Origin of the sequence: Pseudomonas sp. ES4, from assembly GCF_050586665.1 — a bacterium.
Taxonomy (GTDB): Bacteria; Pseudomonadota; Gammaproteobacteria; order Pseudomonadales; family Pseudomonadaceae; genus Aquipseudomonas; species Aquipseudomonas frederiksbergensis.
In genome coordinates this window covers 22,588-43,359 of record NZ_JBOBDO010000003.1, presented here as the reverse complement: position 1 = coordinate 43,359, position 20,772 = coordinate 22,588, and the positions used below count along the sequence as shown (strand labels likewise).

The window sequence follows — 20,772 nt, the reverse complement described above, 5'->3', positions numbered from 1 at the left end:
AGAGCAGACCACATGGCGAAGACCTTCGAGCTGGAAACCCTGAAGATGCGCCTCAACGACGCTGAGTTTCAGCTGCTGGATTTGCACCAGCGGATCCAACGTGCATTGCGTGCGCTGATTCTCGATGGGGCCCTCGACCCCGGCTTGAAACTGCCCGCCACGCGGGTGCTGTCCAAGTCATTGGGCTGCGCCCGCGACACCGTTGAGAACGCCTATGTGCAGTTGCATCGGGACGGGTTTATCGTGCGCCGCGAAGGCGCCGGCAGTTACGTCTGCGACACGGTGGGCGTCGAATTGCGCGGTGCCGGCCGCCGACGCCTCAAGGCTCAGGAAGTCAGGAGCAGTGTCGCCGCACCGGGCGCCGAACTCAGCCAACGCGGGCGGATGATCTTCGACACCGGCGGCGTGCGCGATCAGCAAGTCATCAAGGCATTCGCCACCGGCCTGCCGGAAACCCGCAGCTTCCCGACGGATGTCTGGGGGCGTTTGCAGCGCCAGGTCATGAAGGACTATCGCGCGAACGTGCTGCTGCATGGCGATCCGCAAGGGGCCGAGCCCCTGCGCAAAGCGATTGCCACCTACCTGAACCTCGAACGCGGTGCCAAATGCTCCCCCGACCAAGTGCTGGTATTGAGCAGTACGCGTCAGGCGTTGTATCTGTGCGCGCAGTTGCTGGTGGACGCCGGCAAGCCGATCCTGCTGGAAAACCCCGGCTATTACGGCGCCCGCAAGGCCTTCGAAATCGCCGAAACCAAGGTGCTGCCCATTGATGTCGATGAACGGGGCATCCGCACCGACCTGCTGTACGCCGACCGCAGCGGCGCCAATTGCGTGTACGTCACGCCCTCGCACCAATACCCCACCGGCGTGACGTTGCCGCTGGAGCGGCGTCTTGAGTTGATCAATTGGGCGGCGCAAAAAGGCAAGTGGATCATCGAGGATGACTACGACAGCGAGTTCCATTACGACGGGCAACCCACGGCGTGTGTGCAGGGCCTGGACAAGTATCAGCGCACGCTCTACATCGGCACGTTCAGCAAGACGCTCTACCCCGGCCTGCGCATGGGGTATATGGTGCTGCCCCCCGAGCTGGTCAAACCCTTTGCCTATGCGCGCAGCATGATGGACGGCCACACTCCGCAAATGCTGCAACTAACGCTGGCGCGCTTTATGGAAGACGGCCATTACAACGCGCATGTCCGGGCCATGCGCAAGTTGTATGCCGGACGCCGGTCGATCATGCACGATGCCATCGGCAAGTACTTGAGCGCGGTGGTCACAGCCGAACTGCCGCCGGGCGGGTTGCAAATCCCCTGCTTGCTGAAAACCGGATGGTCCGAGGAAAAAACCATCCGCCAGGCCGCCACTGCCGGCGTGCAACTGTCCGGCCTCAGCGGCTTGTACGCGGGTGACCCGAAGCAACAGGGCTGGCTGCTGGGCTACTCCTCCCTGACTGCGTATGAAATCGAAGCTGCCATGTTGCGCCTGGCCAACGCGCTGAAAATCTAATGGTCCAGCGCATAATTCATCAGCAGCTGCACAGGGGCGAGGGAGCAAATTGCAGGTCAGCTTTACACGTGGCGAAAAAAAACCCTCCTGGCTTTATAGCAAAGAGGGTTTTCATCTAACTCTAAAAGATTCAGCGCGTAAGGAGTCTTAGCTCCTAAAGCCCCCGCTTACCTTTACCACCAAATATTAGGTAGGAATCAGAACGGGATATCGTCATCAAAGCTGTCGAAATCCGGAGCCGGTTGCGGAGCAGCCTGCTGTGGAGCCGGAGCCTGACGCGACTGTTGCGGTGCTGCCGACTGCTGCGGACGCGGAGCCTGCTGGCGTGGAGCCGGGGCGGACTGCTGATAGTTATTGCCCCCGCCTTGTTGGTCGCCCTGTTGTGGACGGCCGCCCAGTAGCTGCATGGTGCCTTGCATGTCGACCACGATTTCAGTGGTGTAACGCTTGATACCGTCTTTTTCCCACTCGCGGGTCTGCAGCTTGCCTTCGATGTAGACCTGCGAACCTTTGCGCAGGTACTCGCCGGCGATTTCGGCCACTTTGCCGAACATCGACACACGGTGCCATTCGGTCTTCTCGACCTTCTGACCGGTTTGCTTGTCGGTCCACTGTTCGCTGGTCGCCAGACTCAGGTTGGTCACGGCGTTACCGTTAGGCAAGTAGCGAACTTCGGGATCCTGGCCGCAAGTGCCGACCAATATGACTTTGTTAACCCCACGGGCCATAACGTTCTCCTAGGCTACGCACGCTGCCCCGGCCGGGTTGTTCACCAGGCGCTCAAGGGTGGTGCGATCCAATAGTTCTGTGTCCAATTTGATGTAAATCGCTGCTTCATCAGCAACGATCACCGCATCTGTTACCCCTACAACGGCCTTCAGGCGCTCAACCAGACCCGCTTCGCGGATCGCCTCGGGCGACAACGGCAAGCGCAGGCTCGTGACATAGGGTGGTTCGCGCATGGTAACAGCAAAGGCCAGCCAGAGGGCAGCCAGGCCGGCGCATCCAAGGAATACAACCGACAAACCGCCATGCTGGAACAGCCAACCGCCGAGGATGCCACCGAGCGCCGAGCCAAGGAACTGGCTGGTGGAATAAACCCCCATGGCCGTGCCCTTGCCGCCTGCCGGTGAAACCTTGCTGATCAGCGATGGCAGAGAAGCTTCCAGCAAGTTGAACGCGGTAAAGAACACCACCGTCCCGATCACCAGAGCTCGCAAGCTATCGCCGAACTGCCAGAAGAATAGCTCAGTGAGCATCAGCGTCGCGACGGCGCCGAGTAAAACTCGTTTCATTTTGCGTTTCTTCTCGCCGTAGATAATGAACGGGATCATGGCGAAGAAGGAAATCAGCAGCGCAGTGAGGTAGACCCACCAGTGCTGCTCTTTGGGCAGCCCGGCTTTTTCGACCAGCGCCAAAGGCAACGCGACGAAGCTCGACATCAACATCGCGTGCAACACAAAAATGCCCAGGTCCAGGCGCAGCAGGTCCGGGTGCTTGAGCGTCGGTATCAGCGCCTGGCGCGCAACGCCGGACTCACGGTGCTGCAACGGCCCAGTCGAACGCGGCACCATGAACATCACGATCACGATGCCGAACAGCGCCATGCCGCCCGTAGCGAAGAACAATCCGGACAGGCCGAAGGCGCGGGTCACCAACGGTCCTACAACCATCGCGACAGCGAACGATAGACCGATCGTCATGCCGATCATGGCCATGGCTTTGGTCCGATGCTGTTCACGGGTCAGGTCTGACAGCAACGCCATCACCGCCGCAGAAATCGCCCCGGCGCCTTGCAGGATTCGTCCGGCAATCACGCCCCAGATCGAATCGGCATTGGCCGCCAGCACGCTACCGAGGGCAAAAATGATCAAACCCAGGTAAATCACCGGACGACGGCCGATGCGGTCGGAAATGAAGCCGAAAGGAATCTGGAAGATCGCCTGGGTCAGGCCGTAGGCGCCAATTGCCAGGCCGATGAGGGCCGGGGTCGCGCCTGCCAGATCCATCCCATAGGTCGCCAGAACCGGCAACACCATGAACATGCCAAGCATACGGAAGGCGAACACCAGGGCCAGACCGCTTGCCGCGCGTGTCTCACTGCCACTCATGCGTTCGCTGTGGGGATCGTGCATGGAAAAACCTCATGTGAACCGGCGGCGATTCTACCAGTCCCATCGATTGACGGGGTATATCGCGACGCTTTGACGCGCTCTGCTGACAGACTCTTCATGTAAGCCTGCAACCCGCTCATTCGATAGTGTGCATCCATCCAGTATTTGGCCGTATACTCCTACGTTTTCGACGCCCGCCGAGCGAGGCCACTTTGGACAAGATCCTGATTCGTGGGGCCCGAACCCACAACCTGAAGAACATCGACCTGACCCTGCCACGGGACAAACTGATCGTCATCACCGGCCTGTCCGGCTCCGGGAAATCATCCCTGGCATTCGACACGCTGTACGCCGAAGGCCAGCGCCGCTACGTCGAATCGCTGTCGGCCTATGCCCGGCAATTTTTGTCGATGATGGAAAAGCCTGACGTCGACACCATTGAAGGTCTGTCGCCAGCGATCTCCATCGAACAGAAGTCGACCTCGCACAACCCGCGTTCGACCGTCGGCACCATTACCGAAATCTACGACTACCTGCGCCTGCTTTACGCTCGCGTGGGTATTCCGCGTTGCCCGGATCACGATATTCCGCTGGAAGCGCAGACCGTCAGCCAAATGGTCGACCTGGTCCTCGCCCAACCGGAGGGCAGCAAACTCATGTTACTGGCCCCGGTGATTCGCGAGCGTAAAGGCGAACACCTTTCGGTCTTCGAAGAACTGCGCGCCCAGGGCTTTGTGCGAGCCCGGGTCAACGGCCGGCTCTGTGAGCTGGACGAATTGCCGAAGTTGGATAAGCAGAAGAAGCACTCGATCGATGTGGTGGTCGACCGCTTCAAGGTCCGCGCAGACCTGCAGCAACGCCTGGCCGAATCGTTCGAAACCGCGCTGAAGCTGGCGGACGGCATCGCCCTGGTCGCGCCGATGGACGACGAGCCCGGCGAAGAAATCATCTTCTCCGCGCGCTTCGCCTGCCCGATCTGTGGCCATGCCATCAGCGAGCTGGAACCCAAGCTGTTCTCCTTCAACAACCCGGCTGGCGCTTGCCCGACTTGCGATGGCCTGGGGGTCAAGCAGTTCTTCGACATCAAGCGATTGGTCAATGGCGAGCTAACGCTGGCCGAGGGCGCGATTCGTGGGTGGGATCGGCGCAACGTCTATTACTTCCAAATGCTCGGCTCGCTGGCTTCGCACTACAAGTTCAGCCTGGAAGTACCGTTCAACGAACTGTCGGCCGATCAGCAGAAGTTCATCCTCCACGGTAGCGGGTCGCAGAACGTCGACTTCAAATACCTGAACGACCGTGGCGACATCGTCAAACGCTCGCACCCGTTCGAAGGCATCGTGCCGAATCTGGAACGCCGCTACCGCGAAACCGAGTCCGCCTCGGTGCGTGAAGAGCTGGCCAAGTTCCTCAGCACCCAGCATTGCCCGGATTGCCGCGGTACTCGTCTGCGGCGCGAGGCGCGGCATGTGTGGGTGGGCGAGAAGACGCTGCCGGCGGTAACCAATCTGCCGATTGGCGATGCCTGTGAATATTTCGGCGGACTGAAACTCACTGGCCGTCGCGGTGAAATTGCCGACAAGATTCTCAAGGAAATTCGCGAGCGACTGCAGTTCCTGGTCAACGTAGGCCTGGACTATTTGTCGCTGGATCGCAGCGCCGACACGTTGTCCGGTGGTGAAGCGCAGCGTATCCGTCTGGCCAGCCAGATCGGCGCAGGCCTGGTGGGCGTTCTGTACATTCTCGACGAACCATCGATTGGTTTGCACCAGCGGGACAACGATCGACTGCTCGGCACCCTCAAGCATCTGCGTGATATCGGCAACACGGTGATCGTGGTCGAGCACGACGAAGATGCGATTCGCCTGGCTGACTACGTGGTGGATATCGGTCCGGGCGCAGGTGTACACGGCGGGCATATTGTCGCCGAAGGTACGCCCGCCGAAGTCATGGCTCACCCAGATTCGCTGACCGGCAAATACCTGTCGGGCCGGGTGAAGATTGCAGTCCCGGCCAAACGCACGCCGCGTAACAAGAAGTTGTCGCTGTCCCTCAAGGGCGCCCGTGGCAACAACTTGCGCAATGTCGATCTGGACATTCCAATCGGCCTGCTGACCTGTGTCACCGGCGTGTCCGGCTCGGGCAAGTCGACGCTGATCAACAACACCCTGTTCCCACTTAGCGCTACGGCATTGAACGGTGCGACGACGCTCGAAGCGGCCGCTCACGACAGCATCAAAGGTCTGGAGCATCTGGATAAGGTTGTCGATATCGACCAGAGCCCGATCGGTCGAACGCCACGCTCCAACCCCGCGACCTATACCGGGTTGTTCACACCGATCCGCGAACTGTTCGCCGGTGTCCCGGAGTCCCGCTCCCGCGGTTATGGTCCTGGACGTTTCTCCTTCAACGTGAAGGGCGGACGCTGCGAAGCGTGCCAGGGCGATGGCCTGATCAAAGTGGAAATGCACTTCCTGCCGGACATCTATGTCCCGTGCGACGTCTGCAAGAGCAAGCGCTACAACCGCGAAACCCTGGAAATCAAGTACAAAGGCAAGAGCATCCACGAAACCCTCGAAATGACGATCGAGGAAGCACGGGTGTTCTTCGACGCGGTTCCGGCCTTGGCGCGCAAGCTTCAGACACTGATGGATGTCGGCCTGTCGTACATCAAGCTCGGGCAATCAGCGACCACGCTGTCGGGTGGTGAAGCCCAGCGGGTGAAGCTGTCCCGTGAACTGTCCAAGCGCGATACCGGCAAGACGCTGTACATCCTCGATGAGCCGACGACCGGCCTGCACTTTGCGGATATCCAGCAACTGCTCGACGTTTTGCATCGATTGCGCGACCACGGCAACACTGTGGTGGTGATCGAACATAACCTTGATGTGATCAAGACGGCCGACTGGCTGGTGGATCTTGGGCCGGAAGGCGGCTCCAAGGGCGGACAGATCATCGCCGTCGGTACTCCAGAGGAAGTGTCGGAGATGAAACAGTCGCACACCGGCTTCTATCTCAAACCGCTGTTGGCACGCGACAAGGCCTGAATCGGGCCCACGAAAAAGCCCCTGTCACTTCATCGGTGACAGGGGCTTTTTTTGTATCGGTGCAATCAGGCGTGGGATTGCAGGTAGTTCTCGAGACCGATCAACTTGATCAGACCCATCTGCTTTTCAAGCCAGTAGGTATGGTCTTCTTCGGTGTCATGCAGTTGAACACGCAGCATCTCGCGGCTGACATAGTCTTTGTGCTGCTCGCAGAGCTTGATGCCCTTGCAAAGCGCGGCGCGGACTTTGTATTCCAGTCGCAGGTCGGCGGCGAGCATGTCCGGTACGGTAGTGCCGACATCAAGGTCGTCCGGACGCATGCGTGGCGTGCCTTCGAGCATCAGAATTCGACGCATCAGGGCATCAGCGTGCCCGGCTTCTTCTTCCATCTCGTGGTTGATACGTTCGTAGAGCTTGGTGAAACCCCAGTCCTCATACATCCGCGAATGGACGAAATATTGATCACGGGCTGCCAGTTCGCCGGTCAGCAACGTGTTGAGGTAATCGATTACGTCTGGGTGGCCTTGCATCGCCCTACATCTCCCTGCTTGAAAGTCTGTAGTTTGAACCAAGCAGACTGTTTGGTCACTCTGCTTGCGCGATAAAAGCGAAGATATTCTGAGAAAAGTGGTTCAAATAACGCAAAAACCGCCCTAATGAGGGCGGTTCTGCTTCTCGTTTAGACTTCGTTAAGCTGTACGCCCAACGCCTTTGCGATTGCTTCTCCGTACGCCGGGTCAGCCTTGAAAAAGTGCTGCAGTTGACGATCGATCACGTCACCGGAAACGCCCGCCATGGCACCGGCAATGTTGTTAATCAGCAGCGATTTCTGCGCATCGCTCATCAGACGGAACAGCGCACCCGCATGACTGTAGTAGTCAGTATCTTCGCGATGATCGTAACGATCGGCCGCACCACTCAGCGCCAGCGCTGGCTCGACGTAGCGAGGCGCTTGTTTCGGCGACTCGATGTAGCTGTTCGGCTCGTAGTTAGGGGTCGCACCACCATTGCTGCCAAACGCCATCGAACCATCGCGCTGATAGCTATTCACCGGACTACGAGGCGCGTTCACCGGCAGCTGCTGGTGGTTGGTGCCAACGCGGTAGCGGTGAGCATCGGCGTAAGCGAATACTCGACCTTGCAGCATGCGGTCAGGCGACAACCCAACACCCGGCACCATGTTGCTCGGCCCGAACGCCGCTTGCTCGACTTCAGCAAAATAGTTCTGCGGGTTGCGGTTAAGCTCCAGTTCGCCCACTTCGATCAGCGGAAACTCTTTCTGCGACCAGGTCTTGGTCACGTCAAACGGGTTCTCGTAGTGTGCTGCGGCCTGAGCCTCGGTCATGATCTGGATGCACACGCGCCATTTCGGGAATTCACCGCGCTCGATCGCGCCGAACAGATCACGCTGTGCGTAATCTGGATCGGTACCCGCCAGCCGTGCTGCTTCTGCTGGTGCCAGGTTTTTAATCCCTTGCTTGGTCTTGTAGTGCCACTTCACCCAGTGACGCTCGCCATTGGCGTTGATCAGGCTGTAGGTGTGGCTGCCGAAGCCGTGCATGTGACGGTAGCCATCGGGGATGCCACGGTCCGAGAACAGAATGGTGACCTGGTGCAACGCCTCAGGTGAGTGCGACCAAAAGTCCCACATCATTTGTGCGCTTTTCAGATTGCTTTGCGGCAGACGTTTCTGGGTATGAATAAAGTCCGGGAATTTCAAAGGATCGCGGATGAAGAACACTGGCGTGTTGTTGCCGACGATGTCCCAGTTGCCTTCTTCGGTGTAGAACTTCAGCGCGAAACCACGTGGATCGCGCTCGGTGTCGGCCGAACCACGCTCACCGCCCACGGTGGAAAACCGCAGAAAGGTTGGGGTTTGCTTGCCAACTGTTTCAAACAGTTTGGCGCTGGTGTACTCGGTGATGTCCCGAGTGACGGTGAACGTACCGTAAGCTCCCGAACCTTTGGCGTGTACGCGGCGCTCAGGGATGTTTTCGCGGTTGAAGTGAGCAAGCTTCTCGATCAGGTGAAAGTCGTCGAGCAGCAGCGGGCCACGAGGGCCGGCGGAACGAGAATTCTGGTTATCAGCGACAGGAGCGCCACTGGCGGTGGTAAGGGTTTTATTTGGGCTCATGCGATATCTTCCTTTGTCAGTCTTTCCTACTGCCGGCTAATCGGCTGAGAGGGAGTATTGATCATCAACATGACACCATCAAATTCATTAAATTGTGAGAATCGATAGATAAATACTAATTAGGCTTTATCGCTTTGTTTTTTCGATACTTTTTGAGCGCGCACAAAAAACCGGGCACTAGGCCCGGTTCTTCGTTTCAGACTGACGTCTTACTCAGCGGATACAGCTTCACCACCGGCAGGACGATCAACCAACTCGACGTACGCCATAGGCGCGTTGTCGCCAGTGCGGAAACCGCACTTGAGGATGCGCAGGTAGCCACCCTCACGGGTAGCGTAACGCTTGCCCAGGTCGTTGAAGAGCTTACCAACGATAGCTTTCGAACGAGTACGGTCGAAAGCCAGACGGCGGTTAGCCAGGCTGTCTGTCTTGGCCAAAGTGATCAGCGGCTCAGCAACGCGACGCAGTTCTTTAGCTTTCGGCAGTGTAGTTTTGATCAGCTCGTGCTCGAACAGCGACACTGCCATGTTTTGAAACATGGCCTTGCGGTGCGAGCTAGTGCGGCTCAGGTGACGACCACTTTTACGATGACGCATGGTTCATTCCTTACCAAACACGACGTTCGGTGATTACGACGATCAGGCAGTCGCCTTGTCGTCCTTCTTAAGACTTGCAGGCGGCCAGTTGTCGAGGCGCATGCCGAGGGACAGACCGCGGGAGGCCAGAACGTCCTTGATTTCAGTCAAGGATTTCTTGCCAAGGTTCGGAGTCTTCAACAGCTCTACTTCGGTACGCTGAATCAGGTCACCGATGTAGTAGATGTTTTCCGCCTTAAGGCAGTTAGCCGAACGTACAGTCAGTTCCAGATCGTCAACCGGGCGAAGCAGGATCGGATCGATCTCGTCTTCCTGCTCGACAACCACTGGCTCACTGTCACCTTTGAGGTCGACGAACGCAGCCAACTGCTGTTGCAGAATGGTTGCAGCGCGGCGAATAGCCTCTTCAGGATCCAGAGTACCGTTGGTTTCCAGATCAATAACCAGCTTGTCCAGGTTAGTACGCTGTTCGACACGGGCGTTTTCCACCACGTATGCGATACGGCGAACCGGGCTGAACGAAGAGTCAAGCTGCAAGCGACCGATGCTGCGGCTTTCGTCTTCATCGCTCTGACGCGAGTCTGCCGGTTCATAACCACGACCACGAGCTACGGTGAGCTTCATGTTCAGGGCGCCGTTAGACGCCAGGTTAGCGATTACGTGATCGGGGTTAACGATCTCGACATCATGATCCAGCTGAATATCGGCAGCGGTAACCACCCCCGAACCCTTCTTCGACAAGGTCAGCGTAACTTCGTCACGGCCGTGCAGCTTGATAGCCAGACCTTTAAGGTTCAACAGGATTTCAATTACGTCTTCCTGTACACCTTCGATGGCGCTGTACTCATGGAGCACACCGTCAATCTCGGCCTCGACTACTGCGCAGCCGGGCATTGAGGACAACAGGATGCGGCGCAGCGCGTTGCCCAGGGTGTGGCCAAAACCACGCTCGAGAGGCTCGAGAGTGATCTTGGCGCGGGTTGGACTGACAACCTGCACATCAATATGGCGGGGTGTCAGGAACTCATTTACCGAAATCTGCATGGATGCACCTATTTTCTAGCCCTTACTTGGAGTAGAGCTCGACAATCAGGCTTTCGTTGATGTCGGCGGACAGATCACTGCGAGCTGGAACGTTCTTGAAAACGCCCGACTTCTTCTCAGTGTCTACTTCTACCCATTCTACGCGGCCACGTTGGGCACACAGATCGAGAGCTTGGACAATGCGAAGTTGGTTCTTTGCTTTCTCGCGAATCGCGACCACGTCACCAGCACGAACCTGGTACGACGGCACGTTTACGGTCTGACCGTTAACGCTTACGGATTTGTGCGATACCAGCTGACGGGATTCGGCACGAGTAGAGCCAAAACCCATACGGTATACAACGTTGTCCAGACGGCATTCGAGCAGTTGCAACAGGTTTTCGCCAGTTGCACCTTTCTTGCCAGCAGCTTCTTTGTAGTAGCCGCTGAATTGACGCTCGAGAACGCCGTAGATACGACGGACCTTCTGCTTTTCACGCAGTTGGGTGCCGTAATCGGACTGGCGACCGCGGCGTTGGCCGTGGATACCAGGTGCTGCTTCAATGTTGCACTTCGATTCGATCGCGCGCACGCCGCTCTTCAAGAAGAGATCGGTGCCTTCGCGACGAGCGAGTTTGCATTTTGGACCAATGTAACGAGCCATTCTTTACAATCTCCTGGATTACACGCGGCGCTTCTTCGGCGGACGGCACCCGTTGTGCGGGATTGGCGTCACGTCGGTGATGCTGGCGATCTTGTAGCCACAGCCGTTCAAAGCGCGGACTGCAGATTCACGACCTGGGCCTGGACCTTTGACGTTGACGTCGAGGTTTTTCAGGCCGTATTCCAGCGCAGCTTGACCAGCACGTTCAGCAGCTACTTGAGCAGCAAACGGGGTGGACTTGCGGGAACCGCGGAAACCCGAACCACCGGAGGTAGCCCAGGAAAGAGCGTTACCTTGACGGTCGGTGATGGTCACGATTGTGTTGTTAAAAGACGCGTGGATGTGGGCGATGCCATCAACCACTGTCTTTTTGACTTTTTTACGAGGACGAGCAGCAGGTTTAGCCATGATTAATTTCCTGTCGATTCGCTGGGGCGATTACTTGCGGATCGGCTTACGCGGACCTTTACGGGTACGCGCGTTAGTCTTGGTACGCTGACCGCGCACTGGAAGACCACGACGATGACGCAGACCGCGATAGCAACCGAGGTCCATCAAACGCTTGATTTTCATGTTGATTTCGCGACGCAGGTCACCTTCAGTGGTGAACTTCGCCACTTCGCCACGCAGCTGTTCAATCTGCTCGTCGCTCAGATCTTTGATCTTTGCGGCTGGGTTTACCCCAGTCACTGCACAGATCTTCTGTGCAGTAGTGCGACCAACACCATAGATGTAGGTCAGCGAGATAACAGTATGCTTGTTATCTGGAATGTTAACGCCTGCAATACGGGCCATTCAGTGGGACTCCAATTGACAGCTACCTACGCCCCGGAAGCCAAGAAATAGGGCGCGAGATAATATCGCTGTAATAACAAATAATCAACCCGGTAGCGCACTAGCTACCGGGCTTGAAGCACAATCACACTCAGCCTTGGCGCTGTTTGTGACGCGGTTCCGCGCTGCAAATTACTCGAACAACACCTTCGCGGCGAATAATCTTGCAGTTACGGCACAGCTTTTTCACCGATGCACGAACTTTCATCACCAACTCCTCGAACCTTATGGGTACTCAGCGCAACATGCCGCTGCCGTAACCCTTCAGGTTGGCTTTCTTCATCAGGGATTCGTACTGGTGCGAAACGAGGTGCGATTGTACTTGGGACATGAAGTCCATCACAACCACGACGACGATCAGCAACGAGGTCCCGCCAAGGTAGAACGGAACGTTTGCCGCAACCACCAGGAACTGGGGCAACAGACACACGGCCGTCATATATAGAGCACCGAACAGGGTCAAACGAGTCAGAACGCCATCAATGTAGCGCGCAGACTGCTCACCTGGACGGATGCCCGGAATAAAGGCACCGGACTTCTTCAGGTTTTCCGCTACGTCTTTCGGATTGAACATCAACGCCGTATAGAAGAAGCAGAAGAAAATAATCCCTGCACTAAACAGCAGAATATTCAACGGCTGACCAGGAGCGATCGACTGCGAGATGTCCTGCAGCCAGCCCAGACCTTCAGACTGACCGAACCAGGTACCCAACGAAGCCGGGAACAGCAAAATGCTGCTCGCGAAAATGGCCGGAATAACACCGGCCATATTCACCTTCAACGGCAAGTGGCTAGTCTGCGCAGCAAAGACCTTGCGGCCTTGCTGACGCTTGGCGTAATGAACAGCAATACGACGCTGACCACGCTCAATGAACACCACGAAACCGATAATCGCTACTGCCAGCAAACCGATGGCAACCAGGGCAAAAATGTTGATATCACCCTGACGCGCAGACTCGAAAGACTGCCCGATCGCTCTCGGAAGACCGGCGACGATACCTGCGAAAATCAACATCGAGATACCGTTGCCAACACCACGCTCAGTAATCTGCTCACCCAGCCACATCATGAACATCGCACCAGCCACAAACGTGGATACCGCGACGAAATGGAAGCCAAAGTCACCAGTGAACGCAACGCCCTGCCCTGCCAGACCAATGGACATGCCAATAGCCTGAACGAGAGCGAGGACGACAGTGCCGTAGCGGGTGTACTGAGCGATCTTGCGACGCCCAGCTTCACCTTCCTTCTTCAACTGCTCCAGCTGTGGGCTGACGGCGGTCATCAGCTGCATGATGATCGATGCCGAGATGTACGGCATGATCCCCAATGCAAAGATGCTCATCCGCTCCAGCGCACCGCCGGAAAACATGTTGAACAAGCTAAGAATGGTCCCCTCATTCTGTCGAAACAGGTCCGCGAGTCGGTCCGGGTTGATACCTGGAACCGGGATGTGTGCGCCTATTCGGTAGACGATAATCGCCAAGAATAGAAAACGCAGACGAGCCCAGAGTTCAGACATACCGCCTTTGCCGAGCGCAGAGAGAGCACCTTGCTTAGCCATTTATTCCTCGAACTTGCCGCCAGCTGCTTCGATAGCCGCACGCGCACCTTTGGTGGCGCCGATTCCCTTTCCGATGGTAACAGCGCGAGTAACTTCGCCGGACAGCATGATTTTCACACGCTGAACGTTGACGTTGATCACGTTGGCATCTTTCAGGGACTGCACGGTGACGATGTCGCCTTCCACTTTAGCCAGCTCGGACAAACGCACTTCTGCGCGATCCATGGCCTTCAGGGAAACGAAACCGAACTTCGGCAGGCGACGATGCAGCGGCTGTTGACCGCCTTCAAAGCCTGGAGCAATGGTGCCACCGGAGCGGGAGGACTGACCTTTGTGGCCACGGCCACCGGTCTTACCCAAACCACTACCGATACCACGGCCCGGACGATGCTTTTCGCGACGGGAACCCGGCGCTGGACTCAGATCATTGAGTTTCATCGATTAACCCTCGACACGCAGCATGTAGTAAGCCTTGTTGATCATCCCGCGATTCTCGGGAGTATCAAGTACTTCTACAGTGTGACCGATGCGACGCAGACCCAGACCCTTAACGCACAGTTTGTGGTTAGGGATGCGGCCGGTCATGCTTTTGATCAGCGTAACTTTAACGGTAGCCATGATCAGAAGATCTCCTTGACGCTTTTGCCACGCTTGGCGGCAATGGATTCAGGAGACTGCATAGCTTTCAAACCTTTGAAAGTGGCGTGAACCACGTTTACCGGGTTAGTCGAGCCGTAGCACTTGGCCAGAACGTTCTGAACGCCAGCAACTTCGAGAACAGCACGCATAGCGCCGCCAGCGATGATACCGGTACCTTCAGAAGCAGGCTGCATGTACACCTTCGAAGCGCCGTGACCGGACTTCATTGCGTACTGCAGAGTGGTGCCGTTCAGATCAACTTGGATCATGTTGCGGCGAGCAGCTTCCATTGCCTTCTGGATCGCAGCAGGCACTTCACGCGACTTGCCACGGCCGAAGCCAACACGCCCTTTACCATCACCAACCACGGTCAACGCGGTGAAAGTGAAGATACGGCCGCCTTTAACGGTTTTGGCTACGCGGTTAACTTGAACCAGCTTCTCGATGTAGCCTTCGTCGCGCTTTTGGTCGTTATTTGACATAACTTAGAACTCCAGCCCAGCTTCACGAGCAGCATCAGCCAGCGCCTTGACGCGGCCGTGATACTTGAAGCCAGAGCGGTCGAAAGCCACCTGCGAGACGCCAGCGGCTTTAGCACGCGTAGCGACCAGCTGGCCAACCTTAGTGGCCGCGTCGATGTTGCCAGTGGCGCCATCACGCAGTTCTTTATCCAAAGTCGAGGCAGATGCCAGGACTTTGTTGCCGTCGGCCGAAATGACCTGGGCGTAGATGTGCTGCGACGAGCGGAACACGCAGAGACGCACGACTTCGAGTTCGTGCATTTTCAGGCGTGCTTTGCGAGCGCGACGCAGTCGAGTAACTTTTTTGTCGGTCATTTGCTATGCCCTACTTCTTCTTGGCTTCTTTACGACGGACGACTTCGTCCGCGTAGCGCACACCTTTGCCTTTGTACGGCTCTGGTGGACGGAAGTCGCGGATCTCGGCGGCCACTTGACCTACCAGCTGCTTATCGATGCCCTTGATCAGGATATCGGTCTGGCTAGGAGTCTCAGCGGTGATGCCTTCCGGCAGTTCATAATCCACTGGGTGCGAGAAGCCAAGAGCCAGGTTCAGCACTGTGCCTTTTGCTTGCGCTTTGTAACCAACACCGACCAGCTGGAGCTTGCGCTCGAAGCCTTGGCTTACGCCTTGGACCATGTTGTTTACCAACGCACGAGTGGTACCAGCCATTGCGCGAGTTTGTTGATCGCCATTGCGAGCAGCGAAACGCAGCTCACCAGCTTCTTCAACGATCTCAACGGACGAATGGATGTTCAGTTCGAGAGTACCCTTGGCACCCTTCACCGAAAGCTGTTGGCCTGCGAATTTGACTTCGACACCGGCTGGCAGCTTAACGGGGTTCTTAGCGACGCGTGACATGCTTACCCCCCCTTAGAACACAGTGCAAAGAACTTCGCCGCCGACACCGGCAGCGCGCGCAGCACGATCCGTCATCACACCTTTGTTGGTGGAGACGATAGACACACCGAGACCGCCACGAACTTTTGGCAGATCATCGACGGACTTGTACTGACGCAGGCCTGGACGGCTAACGCGCTTCACTTCCTCGATGACCGGACGGCCTTCGAAGTACTTCAGCTCGATGGACAGCAGTGGTTTGATTTCGCTGCTGATCTGATAACCCGCAATGTAACCTTCGTCCTTCAGGACTTTGGCAACAGCTACCTTCAAAGTAGAAGATGGCATGCTTACGACGGACTTTTCAGCCATCTGGGCATTACGGATTCGAGTTAGCATGTCCGCTAACGGGTCCTGCATACTCATGGGCTAGACGCTCCTAATACAAAAAAATTAGCCTTGCGGCTACTACTTGTCGCCGAGCTCATCCATGCGGAAAAAGCACGGGCTCAGGCGAGCCGGGTATTCTAGACACACCCCACAAATGAATCAAGCCCCAAAAGGGGCTTGATTCAAGTTCAAGGTCACCGGCGGTCAGGATCTTGCGATCCCGAACACCGAGACTTTGATAGTGCTTACCAGCTGGCTTTAACCAGACCAGGTACGTCACCACGCATTGCAGCTTCACGCAGTTTGTTACGGCCGAGGCCGAACTTGCGGTAAACGCCGTGTGGACGACCGGTCAGGCGGCAGCGGTTACGCATGCGCGAAGCGCTTGCGTCACGTGGCTGCTTCTGCAGAGCGACTGTAGCTTCCCAACGTGCTTCTGGACTTGCGTTCAGATCGACGATGATAGCTTTCAGTGCTGCACGCTTTTTGGCGTACTTGGCAACCGTGAGCTGACGCTTCAGCTCGCGGTTTTTCATGCTCATCTTGGCCATTTTCCTACTCCAATCAGTTGCGGAACGGGAATTTGAAAGCACGCAACAGGGCGCGACCTTCATCATCGTTCTTGGCAGTGGTGGTCAGGGTAATGTCCAGACCGCGGAGAGCATCGATCTTGTCGTAGTCGATTTCCGGGAAGATGATCTGCTCTTTAACACCCATGCTGTAGTTACCACGACCATCGAAGGACTTGGCATTCAGGCCGCGGAAGTCGCGAACCCGAGGCAGGGAGATCGACAGCAGACGATCCAGGAACTCGTACATACGCTCACGGCGCAGGGTCACTTTGACGCCGATCGGCCAACCTTCACGGACTTTAAAGCCAGCGATGGATTTCCGAGCGTAGGTCACAACGACTTTCTGGCCGGTGATCTTTTCCAGGTCAGCAACAGCGTGCTCGATGACTTTTTTGTCACCGACCGCTTCGCCCAGACCCATGTTCAGGGTGATTTTGGTAACGCGTGGAACTTCCATCACGTTCGAAAGCTTAAGTTCTTCCTTAAGCTTCGGTGCGATTTCCTTCCAGTAAATCTCTTTTAGTCGTGCCATGGTCTTCTACCTAGCAGTGTTCAAGCATCAACCGCTTTTTGGGTCGACTTGAAGACACGAATTTTCTTGCCGTCTTCTACTTTGAAACCAACGCGGTCAGCCTTGTTGGTTTCGCCGTTGAAAATGGCGACGTTAGAAGCGTCCAGTGGAGCTTCTTTTTCGACGATACCGCCTTGTACGCCCGACGCCGGGTTAGGCTTGGTATGACGCTTAACCAGGTTCAGACCACCAATAACCAGACGGTTATTAGCGAGAACCTTAAGCACCTTACCGCGCTTACCTTTGTCTTTGCCGGCGATCACGATGATCTCGTCGTCACGACGAATCTTTTGCATGTCGGATCTCCTTACAGCACTTCTGGGGCGAGCGAGACGATCTTCATGAACTTCTCAGTACGAAGTTCACGGGTCACTGGCCCAAAGATACGGGTGCCGATCGGCTCTTGCTTGTTGTTCAGAAGAACAGCAGCGTTGCCATCAAAGCGGATAATGGAGCCATCAGCACGGCGTACGCCGTGACGAGTGCGGACTACAACAGCAGTCATCACTTGGCCTTTTTTCACTTTACCGCGAGGAATTGCTTCCTTGACGGTAACTTTGATGATGTCACCGATACCAGCGTAACGACGATGGGAGCCACCCAGCACCTTGATGCACATAACACGGCGAGCGCCGCTGTTATCGGCCACATCGAGCATGGATTGAGTCTGAATCATATAATTTCTCCGACCCCTAGTCCTTAGACTTCCACAGCGCGTTCGAGAACATCAACCAATGCCCAAGACTTGGTCTTGGCCAGCGGACGAGTTTCACGAATAGTGACTTTGTCGCCGATGTGGCACTGATTGGTTTCGTCGTGCGCGTGCAGCTTAGTCGAACGCTTAACGTATTTACCGTAGATCGGGTGCTTAACGCGACGCTCGATCAGAACGGTGATGGTTTTGTCCATCTTGTCGCTGACAACACGGCCAGTCAGCGTACGGACAGTTTTTTCGGCTTCAGCCATGATTACTTACCTGCCTGCTGGTTAAGCACAGTCTTCACGCGAGCGATGTCACGTTTAACTTGCGAGAGCAGATGAGACTGCCCCAACTGGCCAGTTGCTTTCTGCATACGCAGATTGAACTGGTCGCGCAGCAGGCCGAGCAGTTGCTCGTTCAGCTGCTGTGCGGATTTTTCACGAAGTTCATTCGCTTTCATCACATCACCGTCCGTTTAACAAAGGCGGTGGCGAGCGGCAGCTTTGCAGCAGCCAGGGCAAAAGCCTCACGCGCCAGCTCTTCAGTAACACCCTCGATTTCATACAGGACTTTGCCTGGCTGAATCTGGGCAACCCAGTACTCCACACTACCCTTACCTTTACCCATCCGAACTTCGAGTGGCTTTTTGGAAATAGGCTTGTCCGGGAATACACGGATCCAGATCTTGCCGCCACGTTTAACGTGACGGGTCAGAGCACGACGCGCTGACTCGATCTGACGAGCGGTGAGACGACCACGAGCTACAGACTTCAGCGCGAACTCGCCGAAGCTGACTTTGCTACCGCGCTGTGCCAGACCACGGTTGTGGCCTGTCATCTGCTTGCGGAACTTCGTACGCTTTGGTTGCAACATTTGGCGTACCCCTTACTTAGCAGCTTTTTTACGAGGCGCTGGTGCTTGTGGTTTCAGTTCTTCTTGGCGACCACCAATTACTTCGCCTTTGAAGATCCAAACCTTTACACCGATCACACCGTAAGTGGTGTGAGCTTCGTAGTTGGCATAGTCGATGTCGGCACGCAGGGTGTGCAGTGGCACACGACCTTCGCGATACCATTCAGTACGTGCGATTTCAGCACCGCCGAGACGACCGCTCACTTGGATTTTGATGCCTTTGGCACCAATGCGCATGGCGTTCTGAACAGCGCGCTTCATAGCGCGACGGAACATTACACGACGCTCCAGCTGCTGAGCTACGCTCTGCGCAACCAGCATACCGTCGAGCTCCGGCTTGCGGATCTCTTCGATATTGATGTGCACAGGCACACCCATTTGCTTGGTCAGGTCCTGACGCAGTTTCTCAACATCTTCACCTTTCTTCCCGATAACGATACCTGGACGAGCGGTGTGGATGGTGATACGTGCAGTCTGAGCCGGACGATGGATATCGATACGGCTTACGGACGCGCTTTTTAGTTTGTCTTGGAGATACTCGCGCACCTTCAGATCAGCGAACAAATAGTCCGCATAAGTCCGACCGTCTGCGTACCAGACGGAGGTGTGCTCCTTGACGATTCCCAGGCGAATGCCAATGGGATGTACTTTCTGACCCATCTCTTCGACTCCGTTACTTGTCAGCAACCTTGACAGTGATATGGCAAGACCGCTTGACGATGCGATCAGCACGGCCTTTGGCACGTGGCATGATTCGCTTCAGCGAACGCCCTTCGTTGACGAAAACGGTGCTGACTTTAAGGTCATCAACGTCTGCGCCTTCGTTATGCTCGGCGTTGGCTACGGCCGACTCCAGCACTTTTTTCATGATCTCGGCGGCTTTCTTACTGCTGAAAGCCAACAGGTTGAGCGCTTCGCCCACCTTCTTCCCGCGGATCTGGTCGGCGACCAAGCGGGCTTTCTGGGCGGAGATTCGAGCGCCCGACAACTTAGCGGCTACTTCCATCGTTCCTTACCCCTTAACGCTTGGCTTTCTTGTCTGCCACGTGCCCACGATATGTGCGGGTACCGGCAAACTCGCCCAGTTTGTGGCCGACCATGTCTTCGTTCACGAGAACTGGAACATGTTGACGACCGTTATGCACTGCAATGGTCAAACCGACCATTTGTGGCAGGATCATCGAACGACGCGACCAGGTCTTAACTGGTTTGCGATCGTTCTTTTCCGCCGCCACTTCGATCTTCTTCAGTAGGTGAAGATCAATAAAAGGACCTTTTTTCAGAGAACGTGGCACTGTCGTATCCCTCTATTTACTTGCGACGACGGACGATCATTTTGTCGGTACGCTTATTACCACGAGTCTTCGCGCCCTTAGTCGGGAAGCCCCATGGCGATACCGGATGACGACCACCAGAGGTACGACCTTCACCACCACCATGTGGGTGGTCAACCGGGTTCATGGCAACACCACGAACGGTTGGGCGAACGCCACGCCAGCGTTTGGCACCAGCTTTACCCAGCGAACGCAGGCTGTGCTCGGAGTTCGAGACTTCGCCCAAGGTCGCGCGGCATTCAGCCAGCACTTTACGCATCTCACCAGAACGCAGACGCAGGGTCACGTAGACACCTTCACGAGCGATCAGCTGAGCCGAAGCACCAGCGGAACGAGCGATTTGCGCGCCTTTACCTGGCTTCAATTCGATGCCGTGTACGGTGCTACCAACTGGAATGTTACGCAGTTGCAGAGCGTTGCCCGGCTTGATCGGCGCCAGAGCACCTGCGATCAGCTGGTCGCCAGCACTCACGCCTTTAGGGGCGATGATGTAGCGACGCTCGCCATCTGCGTACAGCAGCAGAGCGATGTGAGCAGTACGGTTTGGATCGTATTCAATACGCTCGACAGTGGCAGAGATGCCATCTTTGTCGTTGCGACGGAAATCGACCAGACGATAATGCTGCTTATGGCCACCACCGATGTGACGAGTGGTAATGCGACCATTGTTGTTACGACCACCAGTCTTCGATTTTTTCTCGAGCAGCGGTGCGTGAGGAGCGCCTTTATGCAGCTCCTGGTTGACCACCTTGACCACAAAACGGCGGCCAGGGGAAGTCGGTTTGCATTTAACGATTGCCATGATGCACC

30 protein-coding genes are annotated in these 20,772 nt (G+C 56.3%); 2 read left to right on the top strand and 28 right to left on the bottom strand.

Translation table 11 applies throughout. From position 1 onward, the window contains the following. Positions 1–12: 12 nt before the first annotated feature. The gene (locus tag ACQ4OB_RS04500; RefSeq protein WP_430955191.1) at positions 13–1,509 is read left to right on the top strand and encodes a PLP-dependent aminotransferase family protein; all 1,497 of its coding nucleotides are present in this window, start codon (positions 13–15) and stop codon (positions 1,507–1,509) included. A gap of 197 nt (positions 1,510–1,706) precedes the next feature. Here ACQ4OB_RS04500 and ACQ4OB_RS04495 read toward each other — a convergent pair whose 3' ends face one another. Beyond that, complete coding sequence (locus ACQ4OB_RS04495) at positions 1,707–2,237, bottom strand: single-stranded DNA-binding protein (protein ID WP_008145505.1); 531 nt, start codon at positions 2,235–2,237, stop codon at positions 1,707–1,709. A gap of 9 nt (positions 2,238–2,246) precedes the next feature. Continuing rightward, entirely contained in the window at positions 2,247–3,644 is a 1,398-nt protein-coding gene (locus ACQ4OB_RS04490) for an MFS transporter (RefSeq protein ID WP_074871329.1), read from the bottom strand. A 191-nt stretch (positions 3,645–3,835) separates the two neighbouring features. Here ACQ4OB_RS04490 and uvrA point away from each other — a divergent pair, with 191 nt between their 5' ends. Further along, complete coding sequence (gene uvrA / locus ACQ4OB_RS04485) at positions 3,836–6,670, top strand: excinuclease ABC subunit UvrA (RefSeq protein WP_074871331.1); 2,835 nt, start codon at positions 3,836–3,838, stop codon at positions 6,668–6,670. A gap of 65 nt (positions 6,671–6,735) precedes the next feature. On the opposite strand, the gene bfr is transcribed toward uvrA, so the two are convergent. The 26 genes from bfr to rplB all read right to left on the bottom strand — a co-directional run bounded on the left by bfr (position 6,736) and on the right by rplB (position 20,764). Further along, complete coding sequence (gene bfr, locus ACQ4OB_RS04480) at positions 6,736–7,200, bottom strand: bacterioferritin (protein WP_007943775.1); 465 nt, start codon at positions 7,198–7,200, stop codon at positions 6,736–6,738. 149 nt (positions 7,201–7,349) lie between these two features. Beyond that, positions 7,350–8,804: a catalase gene (locus tag ACQ4OB_RS04475; RefSeq protein ID WP_074871333.1), complete on the bottom strand. Its 1,455-nt coding sequence runs from the start codon at positions 8,802–8,804 to the stop codon at positions 7,350–7,352. A gap of 209 nt (positions 8,805–9,013) precedes the next feature. Then, positions 9,014–9,400 carry a 50S ribosomal protein L17 gene (rplQ, locus tag ACQ4OB_RS04470; RefSeq protein ID WP_008145500.1) on the bottom strand — a complete coding sequence of 129 codons (387 nt, stop codon included), beginning with the start codon at positions 9,398–9,400 and terminating at the stop codon, positions 9,014–9,016. Positions 9,401–9,442: 42 nt separating this feature from the next. Then, a complete protein-coding gene (locus ACQ4OB_RS04465) occupies positions 9,443–10,444 on the bottom strand; it encodes a DNA-directed RNA polymerase subunit alpha (protein ID WP_003186012.1) in 1,002 nt (333 codons plus the stop codon). A gap of 22 nt (positions 10,445–10,466) precedes the next feature. Then, the gene (gene rpsD, locus ACQ4OB_RS04460) at positions 10,467–11,087 is read right to left on the bottom strand and encodes a 30S ribosomal protein S4 (protein ID WP_003210056.1); all 621 of its coding nucleotides are present in this window, start codon (positions 11,085–11,087) and stop codon (positions 10,467–10,469) included. Between the two features lie 18 nt (positions 11,088–11,105). After that, positions 11,106–11,495 (bottom strand): 30S ribosomal protein S11, encoded by a 390-nt coding sequence (gene rpsK, locus ACQ4OB_RS04455; protein WP_002555466.1) that lies wholly within the window; start codon positions 11,493–11,495, stop codon positions 11,106–11,108. Positions 11,496–11,525: 30 nt separating this feature from the next. Beyond that, positions 11,526–11,882: a 30S ribosomal protein S13 gene (gene rpsM / locus ACQ4OB_RS04450; RefSeq protein ID WP_003186020.1), complete on the bottom strand. Its 357-nt coding sequence runs from the start codon at positions 11,880–11,882 to the stop codon at positions 11,526–11,528. Between the two features lie 130 nt (positions 11,883–12,012). Then, a complete protein-coding gene (gene rpmJ, locus ACQ4OB_RS04445; protein WP_002555468.1) occupies positions 12,013–12,129 on the bottom strand; it encodes a 50S ribosomal protein L36 in 117 nt (38 codons plus the stop codon). 27 nt (positions 12,130–12,156) lie between these two features. Continuing rightward, positions 12,157–13,485: a preprotein translocase subunit SecY gene (gene secY, locus ACQ4OB_RS04440; RefSeq protein WP_430955190.1), complete on the bottom strand. Its 1,329-nt coding sequence runs from the start codon at positions 13,483–13,485 to the stop codon at positions 12,157–12,159. Then, the gene (gene rplO, locus ACQ4OB_RS04435) at positions 13,486–13,923 is read right to left on the bottom strand and encodes a 50S ribosomal protein L15 (RefSeq protein WP_007896782.1); all 438 of its coding nucleotides are present in this window, start codon (positions 13,921–13,923) and stop codon (positions 13,486–13,488) included. It lies immediately after the preceding gene. A gap of 3 nt (positions 13,924–13,926) precedes the next feature. Continuing rightward, on the bottom strand, positions 13,927–14,103 hold the full coding sequence (rpmD, locus tag ACQ4OB_RS04430) for a 50S ribosomal protein L30 (RefSeq protein ID WP_003186033.1): 177 nt from the start codon (positions 14,101–14,103) through the stop codon (positions 13,927–13,929). A gap of 2 nt (positions 14,104–14,105) precedes the next feature. Further along, positions 14,106–14,606 carry a 30S ribosomal protein S5 gene (rpsE, locus tag ACQ4OB_RS04425; RefSeq protein ID WP_007943782.1) on the bottom strand — a complete coding sequence of 167 codons (501 nt, stop codon included), beginning with the start codon at positions 14,604–14,606 and terminating at the stop codon, positions 14,106–14,108. 3 nt (positions 14,607–14,609) lie between these two features. Further along, positions 14,610–14,960: a 50S ribosomal protein L18 gene (gene rplR / locus ACQ4OB_RS04420; protein ID WP_003186037.1), complete on the bottom strand. Its 351-nt coding sequence runs from the start codon at positions 14,958–14,960 to the stop codon at positions 14,610–14,612. 10 nt (positions 14,961–14,970) lie between these two features. Next, entirely contained in the window at positions 14,971–15,504 is a 534-nt protein-coding gene (gene rplF, locus ACQ4OB_RS04415) for a 50S ribosomal protein L6 (RefSeq protein ID WP_003176412.1), read from the bottom strand. Positions 15,505–15,516: 12 nt separating this feature from the next. Then, entirely contained in the window at positions 15,517–15,909 is a 393-nt protein-coding gene (gene rpsH / locus ACQ4OB_RS04410) for a 30S ribosomal protein S8 (RefSeq protein WP_003186040.1), read from the bottom strand. A gap of 209 nt (positions 15,910–16,118) precedes the next feature. Beyond that, positions 16,119–16,424: a 30S ribosomal protein S14 gene (gene rpsN, locus ACQ4OB_RS04405; RefSeq protein WP_003176414.1), complete on the bottom strand. Its 306-nt coding sequence runs from the start codon at positions 16,422–16,424 to the stop codon at positions 16,119–16,121. 13 nt (positions 16,425–16,437) lie between these two features. Next, positions 16,438–16,977: a 50S ribosomal protein L5 gene (gene rplE, locus ACQ4OB_RS04400; protein ID WP_003176415.1), complete on the bottom strand. Its 540-nt coding sequence runs from the start codon at positions 16,975–16,977 to the stop codon at positions 16,438–16,440. A 20-nt stretch (positions 16,978–16,997) separates the two neighbouring features. Next, positions 16,998–17,312: a 50S ribosomal protein L24 gene (gene rplX / locus ACQ4OB_RS04395; protein ID WP_008145498.1), complete on the bottom strand. Its 315-nt coding sequence runs from the start codon at positions 17,310–17,312 to the stop codon at positions 16,998–17,000. An 11-nt stretch (positions 17,313–17,323) separates the two neighbouring features. Then, a complete protein-coding gene (gene rplN, locus ACQ4OB_RS04390; RefSeq protein WP_002555479.1) occupies positions 17,324–17,692 on the bottom strand; it encodes a 50S ribosomal protein L14 in 369 nt (122 codons plus the stop codon). A gap of 23 nt (positions 17,693–17,715) precedes the next feature. Further along, positions 17,716–17,982 carry a 30S ribosomal protein S17 gene (gene rpsQ / locus ACQ4OB_RS04385; protein ID WP_003176419.1) on the bottom strand — a complete coding sequence of 89 codons (267 nt, stop codon included), beginning with the start codon at positions 17,980–17,982 and terminating at the stop codon, positions 17,716–17,718. A 2-nt stretch (positions 17,983–17,984) separates the two neighbouring features. Next, positions 17,985–18,176, bottom strand: coding sequence for a 50S ribosomal protein L29 (gene rpmC, locus ACQ4OB_RS04380; protein WP_002555481.1), 192 nt, complete (start codon positions 18,174–18,176; stop codon positions 17,985–17,987). Continuing rightward, on the bottom strand, positions 18,176–18,589 hold the full coding sequence (rplP, locus tag ACQ4OB_RS04375) for a 50S ribosomal protein L16 (protein ID WP_008145497.1): 414 nt from the start codon (positions 18,587–18,589) through the stop codon (positions 18,176–18,178). The genes rpmC and rplP overlap by 1 nt, the downstream gene beginning before the upstream one ends. Positions 18,590–18,601: 12 nt before the next feature. Next, positions 18,602–19,288 carry a 30S ribosomal protein S3 gene (gene rpsC / locus ACQ4OB_RS04370; protein ID WP_003176422.1) on the bottom strand — a complete coding sequence of 229 codons (687 nt, stop codon included), beginning with the start codon at positions 19,286–19,288 and terminating at the stop codon, positions 18,602–18,604. Positions 19,289–19,301: 13 nt separating this feature from the next. Beyond that, positions 19,302–19,634, bottom strand: a complete 333-nt coding sequence (gene rplV / locus ACQ4OB_RS04365; RefSeq protein ID WP_003103908.1) for a 50S ribosomal protein L22 — start codon at positions 19,632–19,634, stop codon at positions 19,302–19,304. Positions 19,635–19,647: 13 nt separating this feature from the next. Continuing rightward, entirely contained in the window at positions 19,648–19,923 is a 276-nt protein-coding gene (rpsS, locus tag ACQ4OB_RS04360; protein ID WP_002555486.1) for a 30S ribosomal protein S19, read from the bottom strand. A gap of 16 nt (positions 19,924–19,939) precedes the next feature. Then, the gene (gene rplB / locus ACQ4OB_RS04355; RefSeq protein WP_003176423.1) at positions 19,940–20,764 is read right to left on the bottom strand and encodes a 50S ribosomal protein L2; all 825 of its coding nucleotides are present in this window, start codon (positions 20,762–20,764) and stop codon (positions 19,940–19,942) included. Between the last annotated feature and the right edge of the window lie 8 nt (positions 20,765–20,772).